The 25461-nt window shown below is 70.8% G+C and carries 19 protein-coding genes; 15 read left to right on the forward strand and 4 right to left on the reverse strand.

Translation table 11 applies throughout. The features are described from left to right. The first annotated feature begins 59 nt into the window (after positions 1–59). The gene (locus AC07DS_RS11585) at positions 60–2015 is read left to right on the forward strand and encodes an ABC transporter ATP-binding protein (protein WP_479144250.1); all 1956 of its coding nucleotides are present in this window, start codon (positions 60–62) and stop codon (positions 2013–2015) included. A gap of 129 nt (positions 2016–2144) precedes the next feature. Then, positions 2145–3083, forward strand: coding sequence for an EamA family transporter (locus tag AC07DS_RS11590; RefSeq protein WP_479144251.1), 939 nt, complete (start codon positions 2145–2147; stop codon positions 3081–3083). A gap of 116 nt (positions 3084–3199) precedes the next feature. Here the strand turns inward: AC07DS_RS11590 and AC07DS_RS11595 are convergent, their stop codons facing one another. Continuing rightward, the gene (locus AC07DS_RS11595) at positions 3200–3943 is read right to left on the reverse strand and encodes a class I SAM-dependent methyltransferase (RefSeq protein ID WP_479144252.1); all 744 of its coding nucleotides are present in this window, start codon (positions 3941–3943) and stop codon (positions 3200–3202) included. 162 nt (positions 3944–4105) lie between these two features. Here AC07DS_RS11595 and AC07DS_RS11600 point away from each other — a divergent pair, with 162 nt between their 5' ends. The 3 genes from AC07DS_RS11600 (at position 4106) to AC07DS_RS11610 (ending at position 10715) form a co-directional block, all read left to right on the forward strand. Further along, the gene (locus AC07DS_RS11600; protein WP_479144253.1) at positions 4106–8839 is read left to right on the forward strand and encodes an RHS repeat-associated core domain-containing protein; all 4734 of its coding nucleotides are present in this window, start codon (positions 4106–4108) and stop codon (positions 8837–8839) included. Further along, positions 8836–9516, forward strand: coding sequence for an SMI1/KNR4 family protein (locus AC07DS_RS11605; RefSeq protein ID WP_479144254.1), 681 nt, complete (start codon positions 8836–8838; stop codon positions 9514–9516). The genes AC07DS_RS11600 and AC07DS_RS11605 overlap by 4 nt, the downstream gene beginning before the upstream one ends. 149 nt (positions 9517–9665) lie before the next feature. Then, positions 9666–10715 carry a hypothetical protein gene (locus AC07DS_RS11610; RefSeq protein WP_479144255.1) on the forward strand — a complete coding sequence of 350 codons (1050 nt, stop codon included), beginning with the start codon at positions 9666–9668 and terminating at the stop codon, positions 10713–10715. Between the two features lie 17 nt (positions 10716–10732). Here AC07DS_RS11610 and AC07DS_RS11615 read toward each other — a convergent pair whose 3' ends face one another. Next, positions 10733–10927 carry a DUF397 domain-containing protein gene (locus AC07DS_RS11615; RefSeq protein WP_479144256.1) on the reverse strand — a complete coding sequence of 65 codons (195 nt, stop codon included), beginning with the start codon at positions 10925–10927 and terminating at the stop codon, positions 10733–10735. After that, positions 10887–11732 carry a helix-turn-helix domain-containing protein gene (locus AC07DS_RS11620; RefSeq protein WP_479144257.1) on the reverse strand — a complete coding sequence of 282 codons (846 nt, stop codon included), beginning with the start codon at positions 11730–11732 and terminating at the stop codon, positions 10887–10889. Before AC07DS_RS11620 ends, AC07DS_RS11615 begins: the two co-directional genes overlap by 41 nt. Positions 11733–11904: 172 nt before the next feature. Between AC07DS_RS11620 and AC07DS_RS11625 the strand changes: the two genes are divergently transcribed. From AC07DS_RS11625 to AC07DS_RS11665, 9 genes are all read left to right on the forward strand, one after another. Further along, positions 11905–12699: a TIGR03084 family metal-binding protein gene (locus tag AC07DS_RS11625; RefSeq protein ID WP_479144258.1), complete on the forward strand. Its 795-nt coding sequence runs from the start codon at positions 11905–11907 to the stop codon at positions 12697–12699. Continuing rightward, positions 12696–14372, forward strand: coding sequence for an acyclic terpene utilization AtuA family protein (locus tag AC07DS_RS11630; RefSeq protein WP_479144259.1), 1677 nt, complete (start codon positions 12696–12698; stop codon positions 14370–14372). Before AC07DS_RS11625 ends, AC07DS_RS11630 begins: the two co-directional genes overlap by 4 nt. Next, on the forward strand, positions 14369–15967 hold the full coding sequence (locus AC07DS_RS11635; protein ID WP_479144260.1) for an acyl-CoA carboxylase subunit beta: 1599 nt from the start codon (positions 14369–14371) through the stop codon (positions 15965–15967). The genes AC07DS_RS11630 and AC07DS_RS11635 overlap by 4 nt, the downstream gene beginning before the upstream one ends. Positions 15968–15972: 5 nt before the next feature. Further along, positions 15973–17820, forward strand: coding sequence for an acetyl/propionyl/methylcrotonyl-CoA carboxylase subunit alpha (locus AC07DS_RS11640; RefSeq protein WP_479144261.1), 1848 nt, complete (start codon positions 15973–15975; stop codon positions 17818–17820). A gap of 7 nt (positions 17821–17827) precedes the next feature. Further along, a complete protein-coding gene (locus tag AC07DS_RS11645; protein WP_479144262.1) occupies positions 17828–19018 on the forward strand; it encodes an acyl-CoA dehydrogenase family protein in 1191 nt (396 codons plus the stop codon). A gap of 31 nt (positions 19019–19049) precedes the next feature. Continuing rightward, on the forward strand, positions 19050–20618 hold the full coding sequence (locus AC07DS_RS11650) for a 4-coumarate--CoA ligase family protein (protein WP_479144263.1): 1569 nt from the start codon (positions 19050–19052) through the stop codon (positions 20616–20618). Beyond that, the gene (locus tag AC07DS_RS11655; RefSeq protein ID WP_479144264.1) at positions 20615–21352 is read left to right on the forward strand and encodes an enoyl-CoA hydratase family protein; all 738 of its coding nucleotides are present in this window, start codon (positions 20615–20617) and stop codon (positions 21350–21352) included. Before AC07DS_RS11650 ends, AC07DS_RS11655 begins: the two co-directional genes overlap by 4 nt. After that, positions 21340–21945 carry a TetR/AcrR family transcriptional regulator gene (locus AC07DS_RS11660; RefSeq protein WP_479144265.1) on the forward strand — a complete coding sequence of 202 codons (606 nt, stop codon included), beginning with the start codon at positions 21340–21342 and terminating at the stop codon, positions 21943–21945. The genes AC07DS_RS11655 and AC07DS_RS11660 overlap by 13 nt, the downstream gene beginning before the upstream one ends. A gap of 220 nt (positions 21946–22165) precedes the next feature. Beyond that, positions 22166–23197: an isopenicillin N synthase family dioxygenase gene (locus AC07DS_RS11665; protein ID WP_479144266.1), complete on the forward strand. Its 1032-nt coding sequence runs from the start codon at positions 22166–22168 to the stop codon at positions 23195–23197. Between the two features lie 95 nt (positions 23198–23292). Here AC07DS_RS11665 and AC07DS_RS11670 read toward each other — a convergent pair whose 3' ends face one another. Continuing rightward, positions 23293–24393: a citrate synthase 2 gene (locus AC07DS_RS11670; protein WP_479144267.1), complete on the reverse strand. Its 1101-nt coding sequence runs from the start codon at positions 24391–24393 to the stop codon at positions 23293–23295. 168 nt (positions 24394–24561) lie between these two features. Between AC07DS_RS11670 and pdxH the strand changes: the two genes are divergently transcribed. Then, complete coding sequence (pdxH, locus tag AC07DS_RS11675; protein ID WP_479144268.1) at positions 24562–25248, forward strand: pyridoxamine 5'-phosphate oxidase; 687 nt, start codon at positions 24562–24564, stop codon at positions 25246–25248. Positions 25249–25461 lie beyond the last annotated feature (213 nt).

A 25461-nucleotide genomic window follows, 5' to 3' on the forward strand; every position in this document is an offset into this window, starting at 1 on the left:
CCGTCGACCCCTTTCCGTCCTCATTCGGAAAGGTGCTTCGGAAAGGAATTCCGGTGACTGTGGACAGTGCAGAATTCGAGTACGAGACACCTGTAATTCCAGCCCGGACGGCTTTCCGTCGTTTCTGGCCGCTGACCAGGGGACTCAGGAAATGGCTGCTGCTCGTCTGGGTGTGCACGGTGCTCGCCGCGCTCGCCGAGACCGAGGCCATCCTGCTCTTCGGCGACCTCACCGACCACGCCCTGCAGAAGGGCTCGTTGGCCGCGTTCTGGAGTCCGGCCGTCAAGTGGCTGGGCGTCGCCGTGGTCGGCGCTCTGGTCGCCTACACGGGCAACTCCCTTGCCGCGTGGGCGACCGAGCGCTTCGTGATGCGGCTGCGCGAGCACGTCTTCGACCATGTCCAGCAGCTGCCCCCGCACTTCTTCCAGCGCCACCGCCAGGGCGATCTGCTCTCCCGTCTGACCAGTGACGTCGAGGCCATCGAGACGATGGTCGTGTCCGGCCTGGTCGGTGCCGCCTCGGCCGCCTTCTCCGCCCTCTTCTACGCGGCCGCCGCGTTCTGGCTGCGCTGGGACCTGGCCGCCGCCACCTTCGTCCTCGCGCCCCTGTTCTGGCTGGCCGCCCGCCGCTTCTCCGGCTCCATCAAGGACGTCTCCCGCGAGGGCCGGGTCGCCGACGGCGCGATCACCTCCGTCGTCGAGGAGTCCCTCGGCAACATCGTGCTCACCCAGGCCTACGACCGCCGGGACGCCGAACGCCGGCGGCTGGGCGAGGAGGCGAACGCCTGGTTCCGCGCCTCGGTCCGCTCCACCCGCCTCAACGAGGCCTACGAACAACTCGTCCAGGTCATCGAGACGGTCTGCGTGCTCGCCGTGATCGGCATCGGCGCCTGGGAGATCTCCACCGGCCGGATGACCCTCGGCCAGCTCCTCGCCTTCGCCGCGTTCCTCGGCTATCTGTACCCGCCCGTTCGGGGCCTGGCCCAGCTCGGGCTCACGGTCACCGCGGCCACGGCGGGCGCCGAGCGGCTGATCGAGATCCTGGACGTGCGGCCCTCGGTCACCGACCCCCGGCGGGGCACGGAGACCGGCCGCCCGGACGGCACGATCGAGGTCCGCGACATCTCCTTCCGCTACCCGGGCGCCGACCGCACGGCCCTTGGAGGACTGTCCTTCACGGTCAGCCCCGGCGAACTGGTGATCGTCACCGGCCCGAGCGGCGCAGGAAAGTCCACGGTCTCCAAGCTCCTGCTCCGCTTCTACGACCCGGATGCCGGCGAGGTCCTGCTGGACGGCGTCCCGCTGCGCGACTTCCCGCTGGCCCGCCTGCGCGAGTACGTCACCCTCCTCCCGCAGGAGACCCTGGTGCTGCACGACACGGTCCGCGCCAACATCGCCTGCGGCCGGCCCGGTGCCAGTGACCAGGCCATCGAGGAGGCGGCGCGGGCGGCCGACGCGCACGACTTCATCGTCCGGCTCCCCGACGGCTACGACACCAGGGTCGACCCCAACTCGGCCCGGCTCTCCGGAGGCCAGCTCCAGCGCCTGGCCATCGCCCGCGCGATCCTGCGTGACGCCCCGGTCCTGGTCCTGGACGAGCCGACCACCGGCCTGGACGCGATGGCCGCCCGCCGGGTGGTCAAGCCGCTGCGCCGCCTGATGACCGGCCGGACGACGATCATGATCACCCACGACCTCAACCTCGCCCCCGACGCCGACCGCATCCTCGTCGTGGACCGCGGCCGCATCGTCGAGACGGGCCGCCACGAGGAACTGCTCGCACGGGGCGGGGCCTACGCGCGGCTGCACCGCTCGCAGAACAACGCGGTGACGGACACGGCCGAGCTGCGACTGCCGCTGTTCGAGGAGGCACAGCCGCCCGCGCCGGCGCCGGTGTACGAGTATGCGCCGGTCCAGCAGTACTCGTACGGCCACGGCCACGGCTACGACCCGTACCCCGCCCAAGCCGCGCCGTGGCCCCAGCCTGCGCATGAGGAGCCCTGGTCCGGCATCTGACCGCCACGCATCTCAGCATCCAGGACAGCTACATAAAGGGTTCACACTCCTGACGAGGTCTATTACCCTGGACTCGGTAGTACATCGAGATGAACAAGATCTGATCCGAGCCAGCCCCCAGGACCGCCCGTGAGCACCCCCAGCGCCACCGCACCCTCGACGCAGCACGCGCCCGCACCCTCAGGTGGCGCCCCGGGCCGCCTCGGCTCGCTCGGACCCGTCGGGCTGGTGCTGGCCGGCGGGATCTCGGTCCAGTTCGGCGGTGCGCTCGCGGTGACCCTGATGCCGAGGGCCGGCGCACTCGGCGTCGTCACCCTGCGGCTTCTCGCGGCGGCCGTGGTCCTCCTGGTGGTCTGCCGGCCCCGGCTGCGCGGTCACTCGCGCACCGACTGGGGCACGGTGGTCGTCTTCGGCATCACCATGGGCGCGATGAACGGCCTCTTCTACGAGGCGGTCGCCCGCATCCCACTGGGCCCCGCGGTCACCCTCGAAGTCCTCGGCCCGCTGGCCCTGTCCGTCCTGGCGTCCCGCCGCGCGATCAACGCGGTATGGGCGGGCCTCGCCCTGGCCGGCGTCTTCCTGCTCGGCGGCGGAGGCTTCAGCGACCTCGACCCCACCGGTGTCGCCTTCGCCCTGGGCGCCGGCGCCATGTGGGCGGCGTACATCGTCTTCAGCGCCCGTACGGGCCGCCGCTTCCCGCAGGCGGACGGACTGGCCCTCGCGATGGCCGTGGCGGCCGTGCTCTTCCTGCCGCTGGGCATCGCCGAGGCGGGCACCCGTCTCCTCGACCCCACCACCGTCGCCCTCGGCTCGGCGATCGCGCTGCTCTCCTCGGTGCTGCCCTACACCCTCGAACTCCTGGCCCTGCGCCGCCTGCCCGCCTCCACCTTCGCCATCCTGATGAGCCTGGAACCGGCCATCGCGGCGACGGCCGGCTTCCTGATCCTCGGCCAGGCCCTGTCCGCCACGGAGGCCGCCGCGATCGCCCTGGTCATCGCGGCGAGCATCGGCGCGGTACGCACCCAGGTGGGCCGCGGGAAGATCCGGGCGCAGACGCCGGAGGCCTGACACCCGCTCCGCGGCCGGGTTCGATCGCCCGGCCGCTTCCTGGCCGGGCCCAGCCGTCAGTCCCCCGGGCGCTCCCTGCTACCGGGCTCAGTGAGCCGGCTTCTCCCGCACAGCGCTCAGCCGTCCGCCTTCTCCCACACCGACACGTGCTGCCGGCTCTCGCTCGTGAACGGCTCCCTGCTCCAGCCGTCCCAGCGCTCGCGCAGCCGCAGCCCCGCGAGCCGGGCCATCAGATCCAACTCCGCCGGCCACACGTACCGGAACGGGACGGACAGGTACGTGGCGTCGCCGCCCACCACCCGCACATGGTGCGAGCTCATCGACTGCGTCGCCACGTCGTACAGGTCGAAGCCCAGCCGCCCGTTCTCCACCCGGAACGGCACCGCGTTCTGCCCGGGCGGCAGCCGGCGCAGGTCGGGCACCATGACCTCGACGACGAAGCGGCCGCCGGGCCCGAGATGGTTCGCGGCGTTGCGGAAGCAGTCCACCTGGGCGTCCTGTGAGGTCAGGTTCATGATCGTGTTGAAGACCAGGTAGGCGACGGAGAAGTCCCCGTCCACCCGCGTCGTCGCGAAGTCCCCGATCGTCACCCCGATCGCCGCACCGCCCGGCTTGTCGCGCAGCCGCTCCACCATCGCCCGGGACAGGTCGATGCCGTGCACCTCGACCCCGCGCCGGGCCAGCGGCAGCGCGATGCGTCCGGTGCCGATGCCCAGTTCCAGGGCCCGGCCGCCCTCACCCGTCAGCTCCGCCAGGAAGTCGACGGCCGGGTCCACGACCTCCGGCTCGAACATCTCCCCGGACGACTCGTCGTACCGCGCCGCGACCGCTTCTCCGAAGTAACCGTCCTCATCGAGCACCGGCCGACGGTACTGCGGCGACGGCCCGCCATGCGCGTGGTTTTTCCGAGGCGGCCGCACAGCCTTGGAACTGGGCACCGATCATTCGTCAAGTGAATCGAATAGAGTTCATTCGCACGTGTGATGTGTAACGGGCTGCTACAGGAAGGCGGTTGACGGGGGATGGGCTACGTCCTGCCGGGATGGCTCGACGAGATCCTGGACTTCATCGGCATCAACTTCCCGAACGTGGACGAGGACGACTACCGCGAGATGGCCGACGCCATGCGGGACTTCGCCGACAAGTTCGAGGGGCACGGGGCGGACGCGCACAAGGCGGTGGAACGCATCCTGGCCTCGTCGCGGGGCTGGGCCGTCCACTCGATGCAGTCCCACTGGTCCCAGGTGAAGGCGGGCCACCTGGACAAGATCCCGGAGCTGGCGAGGCTGTTCGCCGAGGCCTGTGACGTGGTCGCGGACGTCATCTTCGGCATGAAGACCAAGGCGGAGGCCGAACTCGCCATCATGGCAGGCTCGGTGGGCCTCTCCATCGGGTTGTCGTTCGTCACCGGCGGCCTGTCCGCCGTCCTCGGCGCGGCCGAGACCGCAGCCATGCGGAAACTGGTGAAACGAATCATCGACGAAGCGGTCGACCGCATCGTGGACGAATTGATCGCCCGGGTCACCGAGCCGGTCAACGCCAAGCTCGAGGCGATGGTCGAGGACGTGGTCCTGAACCTCGCGGAGGACGCCTTCTCCCTGCCGCCCGACCCGGCCGGCGCGGGCGGTGGCGGCGGTGCCGGCGGGCACGGCCACGGCCACAACGGCATGCAATTGGCCTCGGCAGGCGGCGCGGGCAGCGGCTTCGTCCTCGCCTCCGCAGGCGGCGGCGGTGCCGGCGCGGACCTGCACATCGACCACGACGAGTTCGAGAGCGGCGCCGGCAAGGTCTCCTCGCATGGCAGCGAGTTGCACCTGGCCAGCTCCTCCCCACTCGGCCGCGCCAAGGGCGCCTTCGGCCGTACGAGGGGTAAGGACCCCTTCACCCAGGCCTTCGACTCGGTCCTCGAAGGCGCTTTGCACGGCTCCGAGAAGGCCCTCGGCAAGATCGCCAAGCATGTCACCGAGACCGTTCCGGACCGGGTGAAGGCGGCCTCGCGACTGCACAAGCACAACGACCACGGTGTCCGGGACAAGGTCGACTCGATCGGGCTGGGGAAGGGCGACCACGGCCGCGGCGGCTCCCACGACCGGGGCACCGGCGAACGGAGTACCCGGACCAGGCCCGATTCCCTGCAGGGCGCCTCGGCGGACCCGCGCCGCAACGCCATCCCGCTGACCAAGAAGAGGTGCGAGAACGACCCGGTCGACGTCGCCACGGGCGAGATGACGCTGACCGACACGGATGTGGCGCTGCCCGGCGCGTTTCCGCTCGTGCTGCGGCGAACGCATCGGTCGGAATACCACTACGGGCGCTGGTTCGGGCGCAGTTGGGCCTCCACACTGGACGAGCGCATCGAGCTGACCGGCTCCGGGGCGGTCTGGGCCCGCGAGGACGGCTCGCTCCTCGTCTTTCCGCGGCTGCCGGCCGAGACCGATGCGGAGGGTGTGGTGCCGTCGGAAGGCCCGCGCCTGACATTGACGGTCGAAGACCGTCACGACGCCACCACCACCTACCGCATCACCGACCCGGCGTCCGGCGTCGTGCGCCTGTTCACCGGTAGCCCGTACCACGCCTCGTCCGCCTACTGGCTGACCAGGATCGAGAACCGCAACCACGTCGGCATCACCATCGAGCGCGAGAGCGACGGCGCCCCGGGCGCGGTGGTGCACGAAGGCGGATACCTCGTGCTGGTGACCGTGGCGGACGACCGGGTCGACGCGCTCTCACTGCGTACTCCGTCCGGGCCGGAGACGGTGCGACGCTTCGGCTACGACGTGCACGGCAACCTCGAGACGGTGGTCAACTCCTCCGGTCTGCCTCTCCGGTTCACCTACGACGAGGACGCCCGCGTCACGTCCTGGACGGATCGCAACGACTCCAGCTTCCGTTATGTGTACGACGAGCAGGGGCGCGTCGTGCGCACCGTCGGCCCCGACGGCTTCCTCTCCTCGTCCTTCGCCTACACCAGGCACCCGGACACCGGCGACAGGATCACCCGCTACACCGACTCCACCGGCGCGGTACGGGTCTTCCACGTCAACTCCCACCTCCAGGTGGCCGCCGAGACCGACCCGCTCGGGCACACCGCATGCTTCGTGTTCGACGCCCAGGACCGGCTCATCGAGCACACAGACGCACTGGGCAACACCACTCGTCTCGAACGCGACGGGAACGGCAACCTCGTCGCTCTCACCGCTGCCGACGGTGTCCGGACCACCGCGACGTTCAACGAACTCGGCCTGCCCGTGACCGTCACCGAGCGCGGCGGCCGCGCGCGCCACCACGAGTACGACGCGCGCGGCAACCTGATCGCCGTCACCGAACCGGACGGGTCCCGCACCGAGTACGAGATCGACGGGCACGGCCATGTGACGGCCATCCGCGACGCCGCCGGACGGGTCACCGGGATCCGGACCAACTCCGCCGGCCTGCCTGTCGCGGTCATTGCACCCGATGGCGCCCGTGCCACCTTCGTCCGGGATGCATTCGGCCGCGTCACCGGGGCCACCGACGCCCTGGGCGAGACCCTTCGGCAGGGCTGGACGGTCGAGGGCAGGCCCGCCTGGCGCCAACTGCCCGACGGTACCCGGGAGGAGTGGACCTGGGACGGAGAGGGCAATCTGGTCAGCCACATCGACCGGGCCGGACGTACCAGCGCGCACGCCGTCACCCACTTCGACCGCCCTGCGGCCACCCACACGGCGGACGGCGGTGACTACCGCTTCACCCACGACACCGAGCTGCGGCTGAAGACCGTCACCAATGCCCAGGGTCTCGAGTGGCACTACCACTACGACGCGGCGGGCCGCCTGACGTCGGAGACGGATTTCGACGGGCGCACCGTCGCCTACGAACACGATCCGCTCGGCCGCCTGATACGCCGCATCAACGCCGCGGGGCAGTCGCTCACGTACGAACGCGACGTCATGGGCCGGGTCGTGAGTCTGCGCCACGACGACGGCTCCGCGTCAGTCTTCACGCGTGACGTCGTCGGCCAAGTCGTCCAGATCAACAACCCCCACGCCCGCATCGACCTCGAACGCGACGTGATGGGCCGCATCGTGTCCGAGTGCGTCAACGGCAACACCCTCACCCGTGCCTACGACGCTCTCGGCCGCCCCACCCACCGCCGCACCCCGTCCGGTGCCGACAGCACCCTCACCTACGACGAGCGAGGGCTGGCCGCGTACACGGCGGGCGAGCACACGTTCCGATTCGAGCGCGACGCGCTCGGCCGCGAGACCGCGCGGCGCCTGGACGGCACACTCACCCTGCGGCAGGACTGGGACCCCGTGGGCCGGCTGGTCGGCCAGTCGCTCACCGGTCCGCAGGACACACTTCTGGAGCGGTCCTACTCCTACCGCGCCGACGGCACCCCGGACACCGTCGAGGACAGTCTCACCGGGCGGCGCAGCTACAGCGTCGACGAGGCCGGCCGAATCACGGCCGTCAGCGCACGGGGCTGGAGTGAGCGCTACGCGTACAACGCAGCCGGTGACCAGACCCACAGCGTCCTGCCGACGGGCGCGCCGGGCCAGGACGCCACCGGGGACCGCCACTATGCGGGCAGCCGGGTCACCCGGGCCGGTCGTACCCGCTACGAATACGACGCCCAGGGACGCCTCGTCCGGCGCCGCACCACCACCCTGAGCGGAAAGACCCTCACCTGGACCTTCACGTGGGACGCCGAGGACCGCCTCACCCAGGTCGAAGCTCCCGGGGACTCCCACTGGCGCTACCTGTACGACGCCCTGGGCCGCCGCATCGCCAAGCAGCGCATGGACAGCCAGGGCCGGATCGCGGAAGCCACCACCTTCTGCTGGGACGGGGCCCAGCTGGCCGAACAGCAGGGCAACGGCATCACCCTGGTCTGGGACTACGTGGGTCTGCGTCCGCTGGCCCAGCGCGAGTCCAAGGCCGGCCGCACGCAGGAGGAGACCGGCCGGCGCTTCTTCGCGATCGTCACGGAACTCTCCGGAGCTCCCGGCGAACTCGTCGCGCCCGACGGCTCCCTCGCGTGGCGCGGCCGGAGCACGGCTTGGGGCGCCACCCAGTCCCACCGCACGGCCACGGCGTACACCCCGCTGCGCTACCCGGGCCAGTACTTCGACCAGGAGACCGGCCTCCACTACAACGTCAACCGCTACTACGACCCCGACCTCGGCCGCTACGCATCCCCCGATCCACTGGGCCTGGCCCCGGCCGTCAACCACTACGCCTACGTACCCAACCCGCTCACCCTGGTGGACCCCCTGGGGCTCGCGGGCTGCGAGGCCGACCCGACCTGGGGAGGACGCGTTGTATGGGTCGAGGACGAGCACGGCCGTCCGTACGAGATGCACGCCACGATCACGAGGGCCATGCTCGACGAGGGAACCGATGCGCGGCAGTCCATTCGGCCGCCAGGGTTCGTGCATGGGACGGATCACAACCAGGGCCGTGGGCACATGCTGGCTCGTATGCTCGGCGGATCGGGTGATATTCCGGACAACCTCTTTACCATTACCCAGAATCCCACCAACTCGCCTCATATGCGGGATCTGGAGCAGTCCATATACGACGCCGTGGACAAGCGCGACGGGGAGATCGTGCAGTACAGCGTCTACCTCGAGTACACGGATGACGAGAAGACCTCGGTGCCGAAATGGATCACCATGGAAGCTGACGGGCACAAAGGGTTCAATCTCCAAGCCGACTTCGAGAACCCCGACCACGCCGCACAGCAGAACCGACGCAGACTGGGTATCGAATGACCTCCTCCATCGACGACCTCATCCGACTCTGCCCGCCGCCGACTGCGCCCCCTTCCGTCGACTGGGCGGCGATAGAGGCGCGACTCGGCATGCCGCTCCCCGCGGACTACAAGCGACTTGCGTCCGTCTACGGTCCCGGACGCTTCGCCGATTTCATCCACATCTACCATCCACTCGGATACACCCAGTACGTCGACCTCACCGGCCCCATGCCTGCCCGTATCCGGGAACAGCTCCAGAAGGACTACGAGCAGGGGACGCATCCCGTGCCGTACGACCCGCGGCTCCTGTTTCCCATGGGGGCAACCGACAACGGCGAGCATCTCTTCTGGGTCGGCGCTCCGCCGGACTCGCCGGATGCCTGGCAGATCGCCGTCAACGAGGCTCGTGGGCCTCGCTGGTTCAGCTTCGCCGGCACGCTCTCGGCGTTCCTCGTGGCCGTTCTGAGCGGAGAGACGGCCGTACCCATGTTCCCGAAGGACCTTCTTCAGGGAGACATCGGCTTCACGGCTTCCGTTCCGAGCGAAGGAGTGCCCCCCATGCCTCGCGTTCGTCCGCCCGTCAACCCTGACGACATCCGAGCATGGGCCAGGGCCAACGGCTACGACGTTCCTCTCCGGGGCCGCATCCCCGCAGCGGTCCGTGACGCCTGGGAACGGGCCACGGGAGACAGCTAAACCTGATCGAGCCACGCCTACATCAATGTGCCGCCGAAGGTGAAGGGCGGTCACGCGGAGCAGAACATCCTCGCCTACCTCCACCCGTTGAAGGCGGGGAAGGAGAAGCCGGACTGGCTGCCCACCCACGGCGTCGCATCCAATAGCGTGTGCACGAACTTCTGCTCCCCCTCGCCACCACCATGGACTACGCACGTACCAACGCCGAACTCCTCGCGGAGGAAGAACTCCCGGGGCGCACCGCCCGCGCCCGCGAGAACCTCGACACCTTCCTGGTGCGCCACCAGGCCTGCTGGCTGGTCGCGGAGCACGGGGGCGAGATCGTGGCGGGCCGGGTGGCCGCGGAGGGCTCCCGGGTCTTCGCCGAGCGGCGACGCCTCCCCTCCACCGAACCCGGCGCGTCACGGGGATTCGTGTCGCCGCTGCCCGACGGCGGGCTGGCGGTGGCCGTCAACGGGCGCGTCACGGTCTACGACGCCGATGCGCGGGTGCGGTGGACGCATGATTTCGAGCCGTGGCCCGACGCGAAGACCGGAGGCCCCGCATGCGTCACCGACGGCGGGGGCAGCCGCCTGCTCGTCACGACCACCGGGCCCGGCATGACGGACCGCTCCTATCCCGGTGACCGGTGTGTCGTCCTGGAGCTGAGCGACGGCCGGACCGTCACGCACACGACGCTGCCCTCCGCGAGCGCGGGCTACATCTTCCAGCAGTCGCTCACGGATCCCGCGCAGATCTTCCTCGACGCCCTGCAGGACGACACGTTCTACTCACGCATGCTGACCCTGGAGGGCGACACCGTACACGCCGAACCCTTCGGCGACGACGAACCGTTCGCCGGAGTGAGCCTCGACGGCGCGGTCCTCCAACTGGACGTCGGAGGTGAGTGGATGAGCCGCTGCGAAGTCGGCTCGGACGAGGTCCTGGTCGAAGCCGAGGACGTCCTGCCCGAAGGCCTGCGCTTCGTCGGCCAACGCCCCGGCTTCCTCGACCGGGAGCGCATCGTCGTGGCCGTCGCCGAGGAGGAGGGCGCGGAGGACAACCGTCACCTGATCCTGGACGGCCGCACGCTCCAGCCGGTCTGCGAACTCGACTACCCCGGCACCACCTGTTCCGATCCGCTCGCCCTCGGCGACGGCACCTGGCTGACCACGGAGGGGGACCTGGTGCGCAGATGGCGGGTGGCCGGCTCCGAGTGACGCCGTCAGTCGCCGGATCAGCCCTTCACCGACTCCAGGAACGCCGACCAGGCACGGGCCGGGAACACGAGGGCGGGGCTCTGCGGGTTCTTGGAGTCGCGGACGGCTGTGCAGGGGGTGAGATCGGCGACCTCCACACAGTCACCGCCGGTGTCGCCGCTGTACGACGACTTACGCCACGCTATGCCCGTCAGGTTCAGGGTCGTTCCCATACCGTTCCTCCATTACGCGGGCGATCAGGGCCGCCGAGTCGTCCATGGAGAGGGCGGCCGCTTGCAGGTGATCGTAACGGACCGAACCCTCCTTGAAAGCTTGTGGATTGGCCGTCATGTGCCCTTGGAGGAAGTCCTCGGTGTAGACGATGTCGGGGTCTTTCTCGAAGCGCAGAAGATTGAACGAACCCATCAACCCTGTGTGCGCCCCGGCCTCGAACGGCAGCACTTGGATGTCCAGCCAGGTGCGCTTCCGCATTTCCAGCAGGTACGTCAGTTGTTCCCGCATGACCTCCCGGCCGCCGACCTCCTGATGCAACACCGCCTCGCTCAGCACCACCCACGCGACTGGAGGTTGATCACGGTCCAGGATGCGCTGGCGATCCAGACGAGCGGCCACCTTGCCGTCGAGATTGCCGTCGTCCCGGATGCCGAGCACCGCTCTTGCGTAGGCCTTTGTCTGGAGAAGCCCGTAGACCAACTGCGCCTGGTACGTGGAGATGTACGCCGCCTTCGCCTCCATCTCCGCATACGGCTGAAACCAACTGGGCAACTGGCTCCGCAGCACCAGTCCGACCAGCCTGGAGAACAACCCATCCGTCCCCAACGCCGCGTCGAGCCGCTCGGAGAAGTCCCGTTGCGGCACCCTCGTCGCCGTTTCGATCTGGCCGATCAGCGACCCCGTGCAGAAGACGATCGAACCGAGCTGCGCCAGCGTCAGCCCCGCCGCCTCCCGCGCCCGCCGCAGCTCATAGCCGTAGTAGTCCAACGGCGACGCGCTCGGATCCAGTTCACGGCTGCGCACACCATCACCTCCCCTCACTGACGGTAGCGGTGTCCGTGCTCACCGGAGTCGGTGATCGGAGAACGTCACCCTGTCCCGGGACCCGCCCGAGTCCGGCGGATCGTGCAGCCCGTCCGGCAAATTAATGCAAGCATGCTTGATTGTTTCTCGGGCCGCTGCCATGCTCCCTGCCATGGCCGACCCGACGCCCGTCATCGACGACCTGCGTGCCGAAAGCGACGAACTCGACCTGCTTGTGGCCGAGTTGAGTACCGAGCAGTGGAGGCTTCCGACTCCCGCGCCCGGCTGGACCGTCGCCCACCAGATCGCTCACCTCGCCTGGACCGACCGCTCGGCGCTGCTGGCCGTCACCGACGCCGACGCCTTCCAGGCGCTGGTCGAGAAGGCGCTCACCCGTCCCGGCTCGTTCGTCGACGAGGGTGCGGAGGAGGGCGCCCGGCTCCCGGTCGCGGAGCTGCTGTCGACGTGGCGCGCGGGACGATCCGCCCTGGACGCGGCTCTCCGCGAGGCGCCGGCCGGCGCTCGTTTCCCCTGGTACGGCCCACCCATGTCGGCCGCCTCCATGGCCACCGCCCGGCTCATGGAGACCTGGGCCCACGCACTGGACGTCGCCGACGCCCTGGGTGTGGTGCGCCACCCCTCCGACCGGCTCCGGCATGTGGTCCGGCTCGGGGTGCGGACCCGCGACTTCGCCTTCGGGGTGCACGGACTGACCCCGCCGGCCGAGGAGTTCCGTGTCGAACTGACCGCACCCTCCGGCGCCCTGTGGGCCTTCGGTCCCCAAGACGCCCCGCAACGCGTCACCGGCTCCGCCCTCGACTTCTGCCTCCTGGTCACCCAGCGCGCCCACCGTGCCGACCTCGCCCTCCACGCCGAAGGCCCGGACGCCGACCGCTGGCTCGGCATCGCGCAGGCCTTCGCGGGCCCGCCCGGCACCGGCCGCCCGCCCAAGGAGGACGGCCGGTGAACCCGTTGCGCATCGGCAACTTCTCCGGCTTCTACGGGGACCGCGCGGACGCCCTGCGCGAGATGCTCACCGGCGGCGAGGTCGACGTCCTCACCGGCGACTATCTCGCCGAGCTGACCATGCTGATCCTCGGCCGGGACCGGCTGAAGGACCCGGCCGCCGGATACGCACGCACCTTCCTGCGGCAACTGGAGGACTGTCTCGGCCTCGCCCACGAGCGCGGGGTGCGGATCGTCACCAACGCGGGCGGTCTGAATCCGGCCGGACTCGCGGCCGCTGTGCGGCAGGTGGCGGACCGGCTCGGCATTCCGGTGCGGGTCGCCCATGTCGAGGGTGACGACCTGACCGCCGAACATCCCGGCGCCCTCGCCGCCCATGCCTATCTCGGCGGGTTCGGGATCGCCGAGTGCCTGCGGGCCGGTGCCGACGTCGTGATCACCGGCCGGGTGACCGACGCGGCGCTCGTCACCGGGCCCGCCGCCGCCCACTTCGGCTGGCAGCCCACGGAGTACGACCGCCTCGCCGGGGCCGTCGTCGCCGGGCATGTGCTGGAGTGCGGGACACAGGCGACCGGCGGGAACTACTCCTTCTTCCGTGAGGGTGACGTACGCCGCCCCGGCTTCCCGCTCGCCGAGATCCACGCGGACGGCAGCAGTGTCATCACCAAGCACCCCGGCACCGGCGGCTTCGTCGACGTCGGCACGGTCACCGCGCAGCTGCTCTACGAGACCGGCGGCGCCCGGTACCTCGGCCCCGACGTCACCACCCGGCTGGACACCGCACGGCTGAGCCAGGAGGGACCGGACCGGGTGCGGATCGAGGGGGTGCGCGGGGAGGCGCCCCCGCCGACGCTCAAGACCGGACTCAACCGGCTCGGCGGCTTCCGCAACGAGGTCGTCTTCGTGCTCACCGGACTCGACATCGAGGCCAAGGCGGATCTTGTGCGGGAGCAACTGGGCGACGCGCTCACCAAGTCGCCGCCCAAAGAGGTCCGTTGGGAACTCGTCCGCACCGACCGGGCCGACGCCGACACCGAGGAGACGGCCGGTGCGCTGCTGCGGCTCGTCGTACGGGACCCGGACCAGCAGGTCGTCGGGCGGGCGCTGAGCGGAGCCGCCATCGAGCTGGCGCTGGCCAGCTACCCCGGGTTCCATGTGCTGGCGCCACCTGGAAAGGGCGCACCCTATGGGGTCTTCGAGGATGTGTACGTCCCCCATGGTGCCGTCGACCATGTGGCGGTCCTCCACGACGGGCGCCGGGTGGCCGTGGCACCGGCCCAGGACACCCTCGTGACCGACGACCTGCCGCAACCGCCGCTCCCCGAGCAGCTCCCGCCCGGGCCCGTCCGCCGTGCCCCCCTCGGCCTCGTCGCCGGTGCCCGCAGCGGGGACAAGGGCGGGAACGCCAACGTGGGGGTGTGGGCGCGGTCGGAGGAGGCCTGGCGGTGGCTCGTCCACGAGCTGACCGTGGACAGGTTCCGGCAGCTGATCCCCGAGAGCCGGGAGCTGCCCGTCGCCCGGCACGTGCTCCCGAACCTGCGTGCCCTCAACTTCGTCGTGACCGGCATCCTCGGTGCCGGCGTCGCCGCCCAGCACCGCTTCGACCCGCAGGCCAAGGCCCTCGGCGAGTGGCTGCGCTCCCGCCACCTGGACATCCCGGAGGCCCTGCTGTGACCGTTCTCGAGACGGCCCTGGACACCCAGCATCCCGACTACCAGGCCCACCGCGAGGCCATGCAAGAAAAGCTCGCCGGCCTGGAGGCCGAGCACGCCAAGGCGCTCGCGGGCGGCGGTGAGAAGTACGTCCAGCGGCACCGTAAGCGCGGCAAGCTGCTCGCCCGCGAACGCATCGAGCTGCTCCTCGACCCGGACACCCCGTTCCTGGAGCTGTCCCCGCTGGCCGCCTGGGGCAGCGACTACACGGTCGGCGCCTCCCTGGTCACCGGAATCGGCGTGGTCGAGGGCGTGGAGTGCCTGATCACCGCCAACGACCCGACCGTGCGCGGCGGTGCCAGCAACCCGTGGAGCCTGAAGAAGGCCCTGCGCGCCAACGACATCGCGCTCGCCAACCGGCTGCCCTGCATCAGCCTCGTGGAGTCCGGAGGTGCCGACCTGCCGTCCCAGAAGGAGATCTTCATTCCGGGCGGCGCCATCTTCCGGGACCTCACCCGGCTGTCCGCCGCCGGCATCCCGACCGTCGCCGTCGTCTTCGGCAACTCCACCGCCGGCGGGGCGTACGTCCCCGGCATGTCCGACCACGTGATCATGGTCAAGGAGCGGGCGAAGGTGTTCCTCGGCGGGCCGCCGCTGGTGAAGATGGCGACCGGCGAGGAGAGCGACGACGAGTCGCTCGGCGGCGCCGAGATGCACGCGCGCGTGTCGGGCCTCGCCGACTACTTCGCCGTGGACGAGCAGGACGCCCTGCGCCAGGCCCGCCGGGTCGTCGCCCGCCTCAACCACCGCAAGGCGCACGGCGATCCGGGCCCGGCGGCCCCGCCCAAGTACGACGAGGACGAACTGCTCGGCATCGTCCCCGGCGACCTGAAGATCCCCTTCGACCCGCGCGAGGTCATCGCCCGTCTGGTCGACGCCTCCGACTTCGACGAGTTCAAGCCGCTGTACGGGACGAGCCTCGCGACCGGCTGGGCAAGCCTGCACGGCTATCCGGTCGGCATCCTGGCGAACGCCCAGGGCGTCCTGTTCAGCGCGGAGTCGCAGAAGGCCGCCCAGTTCATCCAGCTCGCCAACCAGCGCGACATCCCGCTCCTGTTCCTCCACAACACCACCGGCTACATGGTCGGCAAGGAGTACGAACAGGGCGGGATCATCAAGCACGGCGCGATGATGATCAACGCGGTCAGCAACAGCAGGGTCCCGCATCTGTCGGTGCTGATGGGCGCGTCGTACGGCGCCGGCCACTACGGCATGTGCGGGCGGGCCTACGACCCCCGCTTCCTGTTCGCCTGGCCCAGCGCCAAGTCGGCCGTCATGGGCCCGCAGCAGCTCGCGGGCGTGCTCTCGATCGTCGCCCGGCAGTCGGCGGCGGCGAAGGGGCAGCCGTACGACGAGGACACGGACGCGGCCCTGCGCTCCATGGTGGAGCAGCAGATCGAGTCCGAGTCGCTGCCGATGTTCCTGTCCGGGCGGTTGTACGACGACGGCGTCATCGACCCGCGCGACACCCGCACCGTCCTCGGCCTGTGCCTGTCCGCGATCCACACCGCCCCCTACGAGGGCGCCCGCGGCGGCTTCGGCGTCTTCCGGATGTGAGGCTCATGATTTCGACTCTGCTGGTCGCCAACCGGGGCGAGATCGCCTGCCGGATCTTCCGCACCTGCGGTGAGCTGGGAATCCGGACGGTCGCCGTGCACTCGGACGCCGACGAGAACGCGCTCCACGCGCGCGTGGCCGACACGGCGGTACGGTTGCCGGGGGCGACGCCCGCCGAGACGTATCTGCGCGGCGACCTGATCGTGAAGGCGGCGCTGGCCGCCGGCGCGGACGCCGTGCACCCCGGGTACGGCTTCCTCTCCGAGAACCCCGAGTTCGCCCGTGCGGTCCTCGACGCGGGCCTGGTCTGGATCGGGCCGCCGCCCGAGGCGATCGAGGCGATGGCGTCCAAGACACGCGCCAAGGAGCTGATGGGGATCGCACCCCTGGGCGAGGTCACCGAGGCCGACCTGCCGGTGCTCGTGAAGGCGGCCGCCGGTGGCGGCGGGCGCGGGATGCGCATCGTGCGCGCCCTGGAGGAGCTGCCGTCCGCACTGGAGGGCGCGCGCGCCGAGGCCGCGAGCGCCTTCGGCGACGGCGAGGTCTTCGTCGAGCCGTACATCGAGGACGGCCGCCACGTCGAGGTGCAGATCCTCGCCGACACCCACGGCACCGTCTGGACGCTCGGCACCCGCGACTGCTCCCTGCAGCGCCGCCACCAGAAGGTGATCGAGGAGGCTCCGGCACCGGACCTGACCCCCCGGCTCACCGAGGAGCTGTACGCGCTGGCCGTGCGCGCCGCCCGGTCCGTGTCCTACACGGGCGCCGGCACGGTCGAGTTCCTGGTCGCCGCCGGCAGGGCCCACTTCCTGGAGATGAACACCCGCCTCCAGGTCGAACACCCCGTCACGGAAGCGGTCTTCGGCCTCGACCTGGTCGCCGAACAGCTCCGCGTCGCCGAGGGCCACCCCCTCCCCGCCGAACCGCCCCGCGCACAGGGGCACGCCGTCGAAGCCCGCCTGTACGCCGAGGACCCCGCCCGCGACTGGGCCCCGCAGACCGGCACTCTGCACCGCCTCGCCGTACCCGCAGGCAGCCGCCTCGACACGGGCTACACCGACGGCGACACCATCGGCGTCCACTACGACCCGATGCTCGCCAAGGTCGTCGCTCACGCCCCCACACGCGCGGAGGCGATCCGCAGACTCGCGGGCGCGCTGGAGCGAGCGGACCTCCACGGCCCGGTCACCAACAGGGACCTGCTGGTGCGCTCCCTGCGCCACACCGAGTTCGTGAGCGCCCGCATGGACACCGGCTTCTACGACCGCCACCTCACCGACCTGACCGAGCCCGCACCCGCCCCGTACGCCCCCCTGGCCGCCGCCCTCGCCGACGCCCACGGCCGCTCCCGCTTCGGCGGCTGGCGCAACGTGGCGTCCCAGCCGCAGATCAAGCGGTACGAGATGGCGGGCGAGGAGCACGAGGTCCGCTACCGGCACACCAGGGACGGCCTCGCGGCCGAGGGAGTGCGGGTCGTGCACGCCGACGCGCGCAGAGTCGTACTCGAAGCGGACGGCGTACAGCGCAAGTTCGACGTCACACGCTACGGCGACCAGGTGTACGTCAACGGATCCCGCCTCACCGCCCTGCCCCGCTTCCCCGATCCCACCGCCCAGCTCGCCCCCGGCTCCCTGCTGGCTCCGATGCCCGGCACGGTCGTGCGCATCGCCGAAGGCCTGGTACAGGGCGCGGCCGTACAGGCGGGCCGGCCCCTGATCTGGCTGGAGGCGATGAAGATGCAGCACCAGATCGCCGCGCCCGTCACCGGAACGCTCAGCGCCCTGCACGTCAGGGCCGGGCAGCAGGTGGAGCCGGGCATGTTGCTCGCCGTCGTACAGGAAACCTCTTCTTAGGAGCCCCATGACTCCCGTCATCGAGTCCGAAGAGCACAAGGCCCTCCGGGCCGCCGTCGCCGCCCTCGGCAAGCGTTACGGCCGCGACTACCTCACCCGCACCGTCGCCGAGGGCAAGCCCCTCACCGAACTCTGGTCCGAGGCCGGCAAGCTCGGCTACCTCGGTGTCAACCTCCCGGAGGAGCACGGCGGCGGGGGCGGCGGCATCACGGAACTCTCCATCGTCCTGGAAGAGCTGGGCGCGGCGGGTTCCCCGCTGCTCATGCTCGTGGTCTCACCCGCCATCTGCGGCACAGTGATCTCCCGCTTCGGCACGGAGGAACAGAAGCGCACCTGGCTGCCCGCCCTCGCCGACGGCACCCGCCTCATGGCCTTCGGCATCACCGAGCCCGACGCCGGCTCCAACAGCCACCGCATCACGACCACGGCCCGCCGGGACGGCACCGACTGGCTCCTCAGCGGCCGGAAGGTCTTCATCTCCGGTGTCGACATGGCGGACGCCGTCCTGATCGTCGGCCGCACCGAGGACGCCCGCACCGGAAGCCTCAAGCCCTGCCTGTTCATCGTCCCGACGGACGCCGAGGGCTTCCAGAAGCACCCCATCGACATGGAGCTCGCCGCCGCCGAGAAGCAGTTCGAGCTGGTTCTGGACGACGTACGACTCCCCGCCGACGCGCTCGTCGGTGGGGGCACCTCCCACGCTTTCGGCAGTGGGGGAGAGGACGCCGGCCTGCTCCAGCTGTTCGCCGGACTCAACCCCGAGCGCATCATGACCGCCGCCTTCGCGATCGGCATGGGCCGCTACGCCCTCTCCAAGGCGATCGAGTACGCCCGCGACCGTACGGTCTGGAAGGCCCCCATCGGCGCCCACCAGGCGATCGCCCACCCCCTGGCGCAGGCGCACATCGACCTGGAACTGGCCCGGCTGATGATGCAGAAGGCGGCCCATCTGTACGACGCCGGCGACGACGTCGGCGCGGGCGAGGCCGCCAACATGGCCAAGTACGCGGCCGGGGAAGCCTGCGTGAAGGCCGTCGACCAGGCCGTGCACACCCTCGGCGGCAACGGCCTCACGCGCGAATTCGGACTCGCCTCGTTGATAACTGCCGCGCGCGTGGCTCGTATTGCTCCGGTGAGCCGGGAGATGATTCTCAACTACGTCTCCCACCAGACCCTGGGCCTGCCCAAGTCGTACTAGGCCGCAGCCGCAGCAGCCGCTTGGAGGAACCGTGTTCCGCAGCGAGTACGCAGACGTCCCGCCCGTAGAACTCCCCATCCACGAGGCCGTCCTGGGCCGCGCCGCCGAATTCGGCGACCAGCCGGCCCTCATCGACGGCACGGACGGCACCACCCTCACGTACGAGCAAGTGGACCGGTTCCACCGGCGGCTGGCCGCCGCTCTCGCCGACGCCGGCGTACGCAAGGGCGACGTCCTCGCCCTGCACAGCCCCAACACGATCGCCTTCCCGACCGCCTTCTACGGGGCCACCCGCGCGGGCGCCTCCGTCACCACCGTGCACCCGCTCGCCACACCCGAGGAGTTCGCCAAACAGCTCGACGACAGCGGCGCCCGGTGGATCGTCACCGTCTCCCCACTGCTGGAGTCCGCCCGCCGGGCCGCCGAACTCGCGGGCGGCGTACGGGAGATATTCGTGTGCGACAACGCACCCGGACACCGCTCGCTGATCGACATGCTCGCCTCCACCGCACCCGAACCGCAGATCGACTTCGACCCCGCCGAGGACGTCGCCGCGCTGCCGTACTCCTCCGGCACCACCGGCGTCCCCAAGGGCGTCATGCTCACCCACCGGCAGATCGCCACCAACCTCGCCCAGCTGGAACCCCCCGTCCCGGCCGGCCCCGGCGACCGCATCCTCGCCGTGCTGCCGTTCTTCCACATCTACGGCCTCACCGCCCTGATGAACGCCCCCCTGCGCAAGGGCGCCACGGTCGTCGTCCTGCCCCGCTTCGACCTCGAGACCTTCCTCGCCGCCATCGAGAACCACCGCATCACCGGCCTGTACGTGGCCCCGCCGATCGTCCTCGCCCTCGCCAAACACCCGGCGGTCGCCCGCTACGACCTCTCGTCCCTGAAGTACGTCATCAGCGCCGCCGCCCCCCTGGACGCCGCCCTCGCCGCCGCCTGCGCCGAACGCCTCGGCCTGCCCCCGATCGGCCAGGCCTACGGCATGACCGAGCTGTCGCCCGGCACCCACGTCGTCCCGCTCGACGCCCTGCACCACGCGCCCCCCGGCACGGTCGGCAAGCTCATCGCCGGCACCGGGATGCGGATCGTCTCCCTGGACGACCCCGGCAAGGACCTCGCCCCCGGAGAGCCCGGCGAGATCCTCATCCGCGGCCCCCAGGTGATGAAGGGCTACCTCGGCCGCCCCGACGCCACCGCCGACATGATCGACGCCGACGGCTGGCTGCACACCGGGGACATCGGGCACGTCGACGCCGACGGCTGGCTCTTCGTCGTCGACCGCGTCAAGGAACTCATCAAGTACAAGGGCTTCCAGGTGGCCCCCGCCGAACTGGAGGCCCTCCTGCTCACCCACCCCGGCATCGCCGACGCCGCCGTCGTCGGCGGCCGCAACGAGGACGGCAACGAGATCCCGCACGCCTTCGTCGTCCGCCAGCCCACCGCCGCCGACCTCAGCGAGAACGACATCATGCTCTACGTCGCCGAACGCGTCGCCCCCTACAAACGCGTCCGCCGCATCACCTTCATCGACACCGTCCCCCGCGCGGCCACCGGGAAGATCCTGCGCCGCCGGCTCAGGGAGCACACATGAGCGCACTCGTCGGACGCACACGCGCACGCGGCGTCGAAACCCTCAGCCTGGACTCCACCGGCACCCGCAACGCCCTCTCGGCCGCCCTCGTCGCCGAACTCACCGAGGCCCTGACCGACTGCGGCAAGGACCCGGACGTCCGCGCGGTCGTCCTCACCCACACCGGCACCACCTTCTGCGCCGGCGCCGACCTGCGCGACCCACCCGACCCGGACGCCTTCGTGGGCCTGCTCCGGCAGATCGTGGAACTGCCCAGACCCGTGCTCGCCCGGATCACCGGACACGTCCGCGCGGGCGGCCTCGGCCTCCTCGCCGCCTGCGACATCGCCGCCGCCTCCACCGCGGCCACCTTCGCCTTCACCGAGGTCCGCATCGGCGTCGCCCCCGCGGTGATCTCCCTCCCGGTGATCCCGCGCACCGACCCCCGCGCCCTCGCCCGCTACTACCTCACCGGCGAACGCTTCGCCCCCGCCGAGGCCGTACGCCTGGGCCTGCTCACCACCACCGCCGACGACGTCGACGAAGCCCTGGCCCCCGTCCTCGACGGCCTGCGCCGCTCCTCCCCACAGGCACTGGCCGAGACGAAACAGCTGCTCACGGCTAGGGTGCTGGAGACGTTCGACCGGGACGCGGCCCAGCTGACCGCGCTCTCGGCCCGGCTGTTCTCCACCCCCCACGCCCGGGAGGGGATGACGGCCTTCCTGGAAAGACGGGATGCGGCATGGGTGGTGTGAGTACGGCGGAACGCGACCGCGTACCCAAGCAGGACCGCAGCCGGGCCACCCGGCAGCGGCTCCTGGAGGCCGCCGTGGCCTGCCTGGCCGAGCACGGCTGGGCAGGCTCCACCGTCTCCGTCGTCGCCGAACGCGCCGGCGTCTCGCGGGGCGCCGCCCAGCACCACTTCCCGACCCGCGAGGACCTGTTCACGGCCGCCGTCGAGTACGTGGCCGAAGAACGCTCCACCGCCCTGCGCGCACTCTTCCCGGACGGCGCCGCAGACCGCCGCGCCGTCGTCTTCGCCCTCGTCGACCTCTACACCGGCCCCCTCTTCCGCGCCGCCCTCCACCTGTGGGTCGCCGCCTCCGACGAGGAGCAGCTGCGCCCGCGCGTGACCGAGCTGGAGGCCCGCGTGGGCCGCGAGACCCACCGCATCGCCGTCGACCTGCTCGGCGCCGACGAGTCCCGCCCCGGCGTCCGGGAGACCGTCCAGGGCCTGCTCGACATGGCCCGCGGCCTGGGCCTCGCCAACCTCCTCACCGACGACACCGCCCGCCGCGAGCGCGTGCTCGCCCAGTGGGCACTGGTGCTGGAGGAATCACTGGGCTGAGGCGACACCGGGCCGGCGGGGTCGTTGCGGGAGCGCGTTACCCTTGGGCCCATGCCTCCGATGCTCGTTCGCCGCCGCCACGTGGACTACGTGCGCGTCACGAGCATGGGCTGTCGGCCTTCCGCCTGACCCAGCCCCCTTTTCTTTCTTTTACGGCATTCCGGGCGCCGCCCCATCCTCGGCGGCCTGCCCGTGGCCCACACACCCTGTGGACGCTCCCATGACGACGCATTCCGCGACGACCCCGTCGTACGACCAGCTCCCGATCATCGACCTGTCCGCCGCCGACCGCGGCCCCCAGGCCCGTGCCCTGCTCCACGCCCAGCTGCACAGCGCCGCCCACGACGTCGGCTTCTTCCAGCTCGTCGGACACGGTGTGACCCGGGCCGAGACCGACGCCCTGCTCACCGCCATGCGCGCCTTCTTCGACCTCCCCGAGGCCGACCGGCTCGCCCTCGACAACGTCAACTCCCCGCACTTCCGCGGCTACACCCGCACCGGCGACGAGCGCACCGGCGGCGCCCGCGACTGGCGCGACCAGCTCGACATAGGCGCCGAACGCCCCGCCCACGTCCCCGGACCCGGCGAGCCCCCCTACTGGTGGCTGCAGGGCCCCAACCAGTGGCCGGCCGCCCTCCCCGCACTGCGCACGGCGGCCCTGCACTGGATCGACAAGCTGAGCGCAGTGGCCCAGCGCCTCCTGCACGAGCTCCTCACCGCCATCGGCGCCCCCGCCGACTTCTACGACCCGGTCTTCGGCGACCACGCCCACCCGCACCTCAAGCTCGTCCGCTACCCCGGCAGCGCGGGCGACGGCACCGACCAGGGCGTCGGCGCCCACAAGGACTACGGCTTCCTCACCCTGCTCCTGCAGGACACGGTCGGCGGCCTCCAGGTCCACCGCGAGGACGGGCTCTTCCACGACGTACCCCCGCTCGAGGGCGCCTTCGTCGTCAACCTCGGCGAACTCCTGGAGGTGGCCACCAACGGCTACCTGATCGCCACCAACCACCGGGTGATCAGCCCGCCCGGAGCAACGGAACGCTTCTCGGTCCCGTTCTTCTACAACCCCCGCCTGGACGCCAGGGTCGAGCCCCTGCCCTTCCCGCACGCGTCGACGGCCCCCGGCATCACCACCGACCCGGCCAACCCCCTGTTCGCCGAGTACGGCTACAACGAACTGAAGGGCAAGCTCCGAGCCCACCCACTGGTGGCGGAACGGCACCACGGGAGCCTGCTGACTCCGGCGTGATCGACTCGGTAGGAGTGCGGGACTGGATCGATCTGTGGATCCGCCGCGTGGGCGCGACAAGCCACAACGCGCCCACGCGCCCCCGAACACCTCTCTCAGTGGGCGATGTCCGCGTACCCCTCGATCTCCTGCGGGCTGCGCGCCGCGGGGCCGACGTACCGGGCGGACGGCCGTACGAGCCGGCCGGTCCGCTTCTGCTCCAGGATGTGTGCCGACCAGCCGGCGGTCCGCGCGCACGTGAACATCGACGTGAACATGTGCGCCGGCACCTCCGCGAAGTCCAGCATGATCGCGGCCCAGAACTCGACGTTGGTGGCCAGCACCCGGTCCGGCCTGCGGTTGTGCAGCTCCTCCAGGGCCGCCTTCTCCAGCGCCTCCGCGATCTCGAAGCGCGGCGCGCCCAACTCCTTGGCGGTACGGCGCAGCACCCGCGCGCGGGGATCCTCGGCCCGGTACACCCGGTGGCCGAAGCCCATCAGCCGCTCTCCGCGGTCCAGGGCCTGCTTGACGTACCCCTCGGCGTCACCCGTCCGCTCGATCTCCTCGATCATGCCGAGCACTCGGGAAGGGGCGCCGCCGTGCAGCGGTCCGGACATGGCGCCGACCGCCCCGGAGAGGGCCGCGGCGACGTCCGCGCCGGTCGAGGCGATGACGCGCGCGGTGAAGGTGGAGGCGTTCATGCCGTGTTCGGCGGCGGACGTCCAGTAGGCGTCGACGGCCGCGACGTGCTTGGGGTCCGGCTCGCCGCGCCAGCGGATCATGAAGCGCTCGACGACCGAGTGGGCCTTGTCGATCTCTCGCTGCGGCACCATCGGCAGGCCCTGCCCGCGCGCGGACTGGGCGACGTACGACAGCGCCATGACGGCGGCGCGCGCGAGGTCGTCGCGGGCCTGGCCGGCGTCGATGTCGAGGAGCGGTTTCAGGCCCCAGACCGGGGCGAGCATGGCCAGCGCGGACTGTACGTCCACCCGGATGTCACCGGAGTGGACCGGGATCGGGAACGGCTCGGCGGGCGGCAGCCCCGGGTTGAAGGCGCCGTCGACCAGCAGCCCCCACACGTTCCCGAAGGAGACGTGCCCGACCAGGTCCTCGATGTCGACGCCGCGGTAGCGCAGGGCGCCGCCCTCCTTGTCGGGTTCGGCGATCTCCGTCTCGAACGCGACGACTCCTTCGAGCCCGGGTACGAAATCGGACATCAGGCGGCTCCTCGTGAAAGTGTCGGCGGCGGTCACCCCGGTGATGCCCCGATCAGCCGGTGGTCACCCAAACCGCAAGGGAGACAAGCACGATAACCCCGAGTGCCATAGTTGGGGAGCCCACACGACACTGAGTGCCACGTGCGTTCGATACGGCAGGATGACCGCGTGACCGACAGCGACTTCAGCCCCGACCCCCTCGTCGATCCCGCCGCCATGCGCAAGCAGTACCAGGCCGCCGGCCTCGACGAGAAGGATCTCGCCGCGCACCCGATGGACCAGTTCTCCCGCTGGTTCGAGGACGCCGCCCGGGCTGCTCTGCACGGGACGCTGTACGAGCCCAACGCGATGGTCGTCTCCACGGCGGACGCGGCGGGCCGGCCCAGTTCCCGCACGGTCCTGATGAAGCAGTACGACACCGACGGCTTCGTCTTCTACACGAACTACGACTCCCGCAAGGCCCGGGAGCTGGCCGACAACCCGTACATCTCGTTGCTCTTTCCGTGGCATGCGATCGCCCGCCAGGTGATAGTCACGGGTGTCGCGCGCCGTACGGGCCGAGACGAGACCGCGGCGTACTTCCACACCCGCCCGCACGGCTCGCAGCTGGGTGCCTGGGCCAGTGCACAGTCCTCGGTGATCTCCTCCCGGGACGAGCTGGACGCCACGTACGAGGAGCTGGACGCCCGCTACCCGGAGGGGGAGCAGGTGCCGGTTCCGCCGCACTGGGGCGGGTTCCGGATCGCGCCGGAGACGGTCGAGTTCTGGCAGGGGCGCGAGAGCCGGCTGCACGACCGGCTGCGGTATGTGGCCCGGCCGGACGGGGCGTGGGACGTGGAGCGGCTCAGCCCCTGAAGGCGCTGGCCCCCCTGAACGCAGACGACCCGCGAGCTCGGTTCCTCCATATCGCGGAGGAGCCGGCCGGACGTACCGGCGAGCTCGCGGGTCGGGTGACTGCGTTGGATTAGGCCGGCTGCGTGTTTCTCACACGCTGGTCCGGCACCGCACATCGTGTGGTGGCAGGCCGCTAGCCTGCAGCCACCTCTTCTGTCCGGTATTCACACATCT

The organism is Streptomyces sp. NPDC044064, from assembly GCF_056434245.1.

Bases quoted from the DNA above. Each gene is read 5' to 3' on its own strand.
- AC07DS_RS11670 (WP_479144267.1), bottom strand. From the start codon at position 24,393: ATGTCCGATTTCGTACCCGGGCTCGAAGGAGTCGTCGCGTTCGAGACG.
- AC07DS_RS11615 (WP_479144256.1), bottom strand. From the start codon at position 10,927: ATGGGAACGACCCTGAACCTGACGGGCATAGCGTGGCGTAAGTCGTCG.
- AC07DS_RS11660 (WP_479144265.1), top strand. From the start codon at position 21,340: ATGGGTGGTGTGAGTACGGCGGAACGCGACCGCGTACCCAAGCAGGAC.
- AC07DS_RS11665 (WP_479144266.1), top strand. From the start codon at position 22,166: ATGACGACGCATTCCGCGACGACCCCGTCGTACGACCAGCTCCCGATC.
- AC07DS_RS11600 (WP_479144253.1), top strand. From the start codon at position 4,106: ATGGGCTACGTCCTGCCGGGATGGCTCGACGAGATCCTGGACTTCATC.
- AC07DS_RS11645 (WP_479144262.1), top strand. From the start codon at position 17,828: ATGACTCCCGTCATCGAGTCCGAAGAGCACAAGGCCCTCCGGGCCGCC.
- AC07DS_RS11605 (WP_479144254.1), top strand. From the start codon at position 8,836: ATGACCTCCTCCATCGACGACCTCATCCGACTCTGCCCGCCGCCGACT.
- AC07DS_RS11640 (WP_479144261.1), top strand. From the start codon at position 15,973: ATGATTTCGACTCTGCTGGTCGCCAACCGGGGCGAGATCGCCTGCCGG.
- AC07DS_RS11655 (WP_479144264.1), top strand. From the start codon at position 20,615: ATGAGCGCACTCGTCGGACGCACACGCGCACGCGGCGTCGAAACCCTC.
- AC07DS_RS11625 (WP_479144258.1), top strand. From the start codon at position 11,905: ATGGCCGACCCGACGCCCGTCATCGACGACCTGCGTGCCGAAAGCGAC.